General features: G+C 55.3%; 3 protein-coding genes. All 3 read left to right on the top strand.

Annotated features, from left to right (window positions below):
- Positions 1–1,898 (top strand): methyl-accepting chemotaxis protein (locus tag OEL57_RS12310; protein ID WP_300740825.1); only part of this gene is annotated, 1,898 nt, incomplete at its 5' end.
- Positions 1,899–1,945: 47 nt separating this feature from the next.
- On the top strand, positions 1,946–5,032 hold the full coding sequence (locus OEL57_RS12305) for an EAL domain-containing protein (RefSeq protein WP_300740824.1): 3,087 nt from the start codon (positions 1,946–1,948) through the stop codon (positions 5,030–5,032).
- 28 nt (positions 5,033–5,060) lie between these two features.
- Positions 5,061–6,764, top strand: a 1,704-nt coding sequence (locus tag OEL57_RS12300) for a protein kinase domain-containing protein (RefSeq protein ID WP_300740823.1), incomplete at its 3' end; no start/stop codon positions are given.

Raw genomic sequence — 6,764 nt, 5'->3', positions numbered from 1 at the left:
CCCTTGAACAACAGGTGGCTTCGGCGTTGCGCGACAAGTTCTCCAGCCTGGAGATATTTAAGGCTGAGGTAACCAATCTGAGCGGCTCCATTAAGGCTGCTGAAAAATCACTTGAAGGGATTCGTGATGTTATTTCAGGACTGCGCAGCACGGCAGCACGGCGTGCCTCAGACTATTCAAAGGATATTGACCGCGCCCTGAAAGGCGAGACCGTAACCGGCTTGAACGATACCGCGACCTTGCAGGACAAGATTCAGAACTACCGTAATGGTGTTGAAAACGACATGGAGATCAACAAGCGGGTCATGACTGCAGTTGAAGCGGTGGACAGCATTCATGTTGATCTGCGCCTGCTGGATGCCAAGGCCCGGATGGTAATGCTCAGCAGTTCTGCAGCGGAGCTGGACAGGCTGGTGGCAGAAATCAGTGTTGTTCAAGCCAGAATCAGTAAACATCTGAAGCAGGCAGAAACAGAAGTCATGTCGGTAAAAAGTGGCGGTGTGGTCAAGGATGCCATTGAGCAGATCGGCAACGGCACAGGACGGGCAGGCGCTGCAATCAGGCGGATCGCCACTGCCCAGCGCGATGTGCTGGCCAGCATGGGGCAGGTTGAGGCGACCGTAGCCAAAGTCAGACAGGTAACCATGGAGCAGGCACGCCAGAGTGAGGCCCAGGTCTCAGCCACCACCAGCGAGCAGCATACGTTTGTTGAGACGATGACCAGCACCTCCCGTAAACGGACTGCGATCATGCTGGGGGGTGCACTGGTAATCGGCATACTGGTACTGACTCTTAACTGGCTGGTGGCCAGAATTATCCACAAGCCGCTTGCTCTGTTGCAAACAACTATCGGCGAGATTGCAGAAAGTCGTGACCTGCGCCGCAGTGTTGAGGTCCAGAACCACGATGAAATCGGTCAGTCCATCAATGCCTTTAACCGTTTGATCAGCTCCTTCAGGCGAATTGTAGGTACCATAGCCGGAACCGCCGGAACCCTGGCCAACACCTCACAGGAGCTTTCAGGCACGGTAAGCCTGATCACCTGCCAGGTACAGGAACAGAGTGAGCGGGTCAGCCAGGTTGCCACGGCAGGCAGTGAGTTGCACCAGACCGTGGCAGATGTCGCGCAGCACACGGCACGCATTGCTGATTCAGCCGGAATGGCCAGGCAGACCGCCCAGGACGGTGCCGAGGTGGTGAACCGAACCATTGCAGAGGTGCAGGCCATAGCCGATTCGGTGGGGGAATCACAAACAACCATTGCCAGCCTGCATGGGAGATCTCAGCAAATCGGTGAGATACTTGCAACCATTCGTGACATTACCGACCAGACCGGCCTGCTGGCGCTGAATGCCGCCATTGAAGCGGCCCGGGCCGGAGAACACGGACTTGGCTTTGCCGTGGTGGCCAACGAGGTACGCAACCTCTCCCGCCGTGCCGAGGAAGCCACAGTCGAGATCGCCGGAAAGCTCTCCGCTATCCAGAGTGACACCAGCAGGGCCGTTGAGACAATGCAGCAGAGCCTGGCACAGGTTAATCAAGGGATTCGCTACTCTGAAAAAGCGGGCTTTGCCCTTGCCAGTATTGTTGAAAGCGTTGACGGTCTGCAGGGGATGACCCAGCAGATCGCCACTGCAACGGAAGAACTCTCTGCCACCTCCAGCCAGATCAGCGATGACATCCTTGCCATTGACAGCTCACTGCGGGAGACCCTGCAGGCCACCGGTGCAATCTCGGAAGAATCAATCCGGCTGGCAGCCATCTCACAGGAACTGCAGGCTGAGCTGAATCAGTTTCAGTATGACGAACCACCGGTTTTCACAGCAGAACCGTTACATCAGCAGCGCTACCAGCCGTCTGTTTTTAACGTACTGAACAACCTCCCTGCAGCAGCGTAGCCACAACTGAACGTTGTCCGTCAGCCTTGCTCACAGAGGAACAACCTATGCACACCGTTACGCAGCACCAGATAGCAGGCAGATTGTGGTCTTCAGAGAAAACCACACAAGCGGCAGATATCCCGGGAAGACAGGAAAAAATCCTGTTGTTCGGCATACCGATTGCGCTGACGGCCCGCAACACAACCATCGCATTTTTGCTGTTCGGCAGCATCTGGACGGTCACAGCCGGGCTCCTTAACCTGTCAACCCTGCCGCATATTGCTACCGGTATCGGCCTGCTTATCATCACCTCAACATCGCTCTATCTGCTGATCCGCCGTTTTACCAAAAACAACGCATCATCCCATGAGCTGATCATCAGGGCCTTTCATGCCTCTCCCAACGGCATTGCGGTAGTGCGGGATCATGACCGCCAGATCCTGCTGGTAAACCAGCGCTTTGCCGGTATGACCGGCTATACGGTTGCTACCATTGTGGGGCGCAGCGACAGCGACCTTAACCTTTGGGAAAACAGCGCTGAACGACTGGACCTGATCCGGCAGATCCGTAGCAACGGTGTTGTGCAGGGGCTTGAGGTCACCCTGCGGCGACAGGATGGAACACTGCTGAACGGCGCGGTTTCTGCCCACCGGATTCTGTTTGAAGGAGATTCCTGTACCATCATTTTTCTGGAGGATACCACCCTGCTGAAACAGGCGGCCCGCAAGGTGGAAGAGTTGACCCGCTATGACGCCATCACCGGGCTGCCCAACCAGAAACTGCTCAATGACCGGCTCAGCCAGCTGCTGGCCATCAGCAACCGTGAAGAACAGGCACTGTCCGTGCTGAAACTTGCCCTGGGGCGTTGTCCCGGCGCCATCAGTGCCCGGGGCAATGATGATTGCGATGAACTGCTGCGTTGTGTGGCAGACCGCCTGCAGGGGGTTTTGCGAGAAACCGACACCCTGGCAGTGCTACAAAAGGGCGAATTCGGCATCCTACTTCCAAAAACTGAGAACGAACGGGAGATCCTGCCGGTCATCACCAAACTGCTTGATGCACTCAATGAACCGCTCAACCTGCATGACGCTGAATTTAAACTCAATCTCCATATCGGTATCGCTATCTTTCCCGGTGATGGCCGCACCGGCGAGGTATTGTTGCAGCATGCCCACCTGGCACTGGCCCAGGCACAGGCCAAGTCGATTGGCGGTGAATGCGGCTTCAAGTTTTATGCAGAAGAGATGAATCAGGCGGTCAGTGAGCAGATGCAGATAGAGTCAAGCATCCTGCGGGGGATTCGGGCCGGGGAGTTTTTTGCCTGTTATCAACCACTGTTCAGCCAGGACGGTAAGAAGCTGGTCGGCATGGAGGCGTTGGCCCGCTGGCAGCACCCCACCCTGGGGCTGGTGGGACCGGACAAGTTTATTCCAGTGGCAGAAGATAACGGTGCCATTGTGCAGTTGGGAGACCGGATGCTGGAACTGGCCCTGCAAAACTGCAAAGAGTGGCGGGAGCAGGGCTATCCCCACCTGACCGTGGCGGTTAATGTCTCGACCCGCCAGCTGAAGGACCGCCAGTTTGCCGAGCGGGTCGCCCGTCAACTTCAGATGGTGGGGCTGCCACCTGAAGCACTTTGCTGCGAACTGACCGAATCGCTGTTGATGGAACACTCCAATGAAAATACCGAGCAGATCTTCAGGCTGAAGGAGCTGGGGGTTAAACTGGCCATTGATGACTTTGGCACCGGTTACTCATCCCTGACCTACCTGAAACATCTGCCGGTGGACCACCTCAAGATTGATCGTTCCTTTGTGAAGGAGCTGGACAGCAACCCCGATGACCGGGCGATTGTGGTTGCCATCATTGCCATGGCCCGCTCGCTGCACCTCAAGGTCACTGCAGAAGGTGTGGAAACCGCCCACCAGCACCAACTGTTACAGGAACTGGGCTGCGACACCATGCAGGGCTATTACTTTGGCAAACCGATGCCACGGGAAACCTTTGAGCATTTTTTACGGGAAGGCACGCCACTGCTTGTTGGCAACCCAACCGACGTCATTGCAGATCAGACCGCGAAGGAATTGCTCCCTTGCCCTCCCCTGACTGCCGCACCGGAAGAAGTTGATCGTTCACTGCAGACCGTTGCAGATATCACCCTGCATATAGAACCCCTGAGACCGGCAGACCGCTTGAATACCGCCCTGGAACGGTTTCAGACTGACAAACGGTTGCAAGTACTTCCTGTTGTAGACCAACACCGGGTAGCCGGAGTGCTGAACCGCTCCGAGTTCATTGAGGAACAGATTGTGGGGCGGATCGGCTACGCCTTTCATATCAACCATTCAAAAAAAGTTCGTGACCTGATGCAGCCGGTGCCGCTGGTGATTGATGCTGAAGCCAGCATTGAAGAAGCGGCCCAGGCACTGCACGGCAACTTTGGCACCATGCGGTTGGAGAACATCTGTGTTGCCCGGCGGGGTGACTACCGGGGCATTCTGGACGTCCGCACCCTGGTGGAGGCTATCACCGCCCTGAACCTGAAGCTGGCCAAGGGGGCCAATCCGCTGACCGGTCTGCCGGGTAACGAAAGTATTCAGCGGGAAACCACCCGACGACTGGAATCAGGCATGCCGTTTGACATCGCCTATATCGATATTGACCACTTTAAGCCCTACAACGACTTTTACGGTTTTGAGCGTGGCGACATGGTGATTCAGGTGGTGGGTGACATCCTGAAACAGTACGCCGACGACCTGTTGCAGAATCGACAATCCAGAAACTTCTGCGGGCATATCGGCGGCGATGACTTCATCATCATCACCGGTCCCGCCCATGCCGTGGCCCTGTCACGTCAGATGATTGCGGAATTTGATGCCCGACTGCCCCTGCTGCATGGCGCAAGTGACTATAGCAAAGGTTGCTACACCTCTTTTAATCGTAAAGGAGAACTGGAGACCTTTAATCTGCTTTCTCTTTCTGTAGCGACAATCAGCACCGCCAACCTTCAGATCGGTTCCTACGCACAACTCGCCTCCATGGCCAGTGAGGTCAAGAAAACCGCTAAAAAAGTCAAGGGATCATCGGTGGTAATCAAAGACACTAACGAAGCACCCCGTGTGATGCTTGGAGCACTGTCAGCAGAATCATAACCAACCATAAATTCAGGAGTTTCAAACAATGCAAAAGGGAGAAATGCTGTATCACTATCGTATTGAAGGACCGGCCCCCTACGGCAAGGGCGCCTTATTAACGGCTGAGCATGTTCTGCTGGGCAAACGCTTTCTGCTTAAATCGCTGACCAGCAAGCAACCCGGCACCGAATCATATCGGGAACGTTTTTACAACGAAGCCAAGCTGCTGGCTGGTATGGTGCATCCCAATATCCTGCAGGCCACTGACTTTTTTGAACACAATGGTGGATTCTGGCTGGTGATGGAATATTACAACGGCGCGGCCCTGGACCGGATGATTGAGCATAACGGCCCTTTTCCCCAACATTTTGCCCTGCATTTTACCATACGGCTGTTGCAAGGACTCAGGTTTGCCCACGAAAAAGGGATCGTCCACCGTGGTCTGTGTACCTCAATTATTCTGGTTGACCGTAACGGCGGACTGAAAATTTCCGATTTTGGAGTAGCTCTGCTGAAGTATGGTGAAGACCTGCAAGAGGTGGGACAAGGTGGCGATGCAGCCTTTATGAGCCCGGAGCAGATTTTAAACCCCTTTACCGTCACCCCCCAGAGCGACATCTATGCCGTCGGGATGATTCTCTACAACATGCTGGCAGGCAGCCTGCCTTTTCAGGAAGAATCTGCGGTTGATACCCTGCTGAACCAGTTTGACCGTACCATTCCTGACATCAGGGAGTTTGCGCAGGATACCCATGAAGAACTGGCTTTGATTCTCCACAAAGCCCTGGAAAAAGATCCGGCCAACCGCTACCAGAGCAGCCTTGAATTCCTGCATGCACTGGAAAAACACCGGATCGCCATGCTGCCCAGTACCCCTGCCAACGGCATTGCCGATTCATGGTTCAAACGTCGCCGGGGACTGGTGATGTCATCGCTGGTGGGAGCCCTGCTGCTGGCCAGTAGTGGCGGCTACTACTACCACTGGATCAACTCCTACGACATCATCCTGAAACTGCAGGGATCCAACACCATCGGCGCAGAACTGGCCCCCTCGCTTGCTGAAGAGTTTCTGAAAAAGAACGGGGCGATCCGCACCCGGCGGGTGCCGGGCAAGAACCATGAAGAGCTGCTGGTGGAAGGGATCATGGAAGGGCGTCGTAACCGGGCAGTAGAGATCAAGGCCCACGGTTCCACAACCGCCTTTGAGGGATTACAGGCCAATGCCTGCGATATCGGCATGTCCTCCCGCAGGGTTAAGGATGACGAAACAAAGAAGCTCTCACTGCTGGGAACTATGACCTCCCGTGCAAACGAGCATATTCTGGCCCTGGACGGGGTGGCGGTAATCGTTAACAGCGCAAACCCGGTTTCCCGACTTTCACTGGACGACACCCAATCGCTCTTTACCGGTAAGACCCCTGACTGGAAGGGATTAAGCGGCATTGCCAAGGCTGCACCGGTCCATCTCTACGCCCGTGACGATAAATCCGGCACCTTTGACACCTTCAAAAGCCTGGTGCTGCATAAGGAAAAACTGGACAAAGCAGCAAAACGGTTTGAAGACAGCGTTAAGCTCTCACGAGAGGTATCCACAGATCCCAACGGAATCGGCTTTATCGGCCTGCCCTATGTCAAGTCATCCAAGGCGGTGGCCATCAGCAGCGGCGGCCAACCGATCCTGCCTACACCCTTCACCGTTGCCACCGAGGACTACAGTCTTGCACGGCGCCTTTACCTCTACACGCCGGGA

The sequence above is a fragment of the Trichlorobacter sp. genome (assembly GCF_030247655.1).
Lineage (GTDB): Bacteria > Desulfobacterota > Desulfuromonadia > Geobacterales > Pseudopelobacteraceae > Trichlorobacter.
This window is presented reverse-complemented; position numbering and strand designations above follow the sequence as displayed.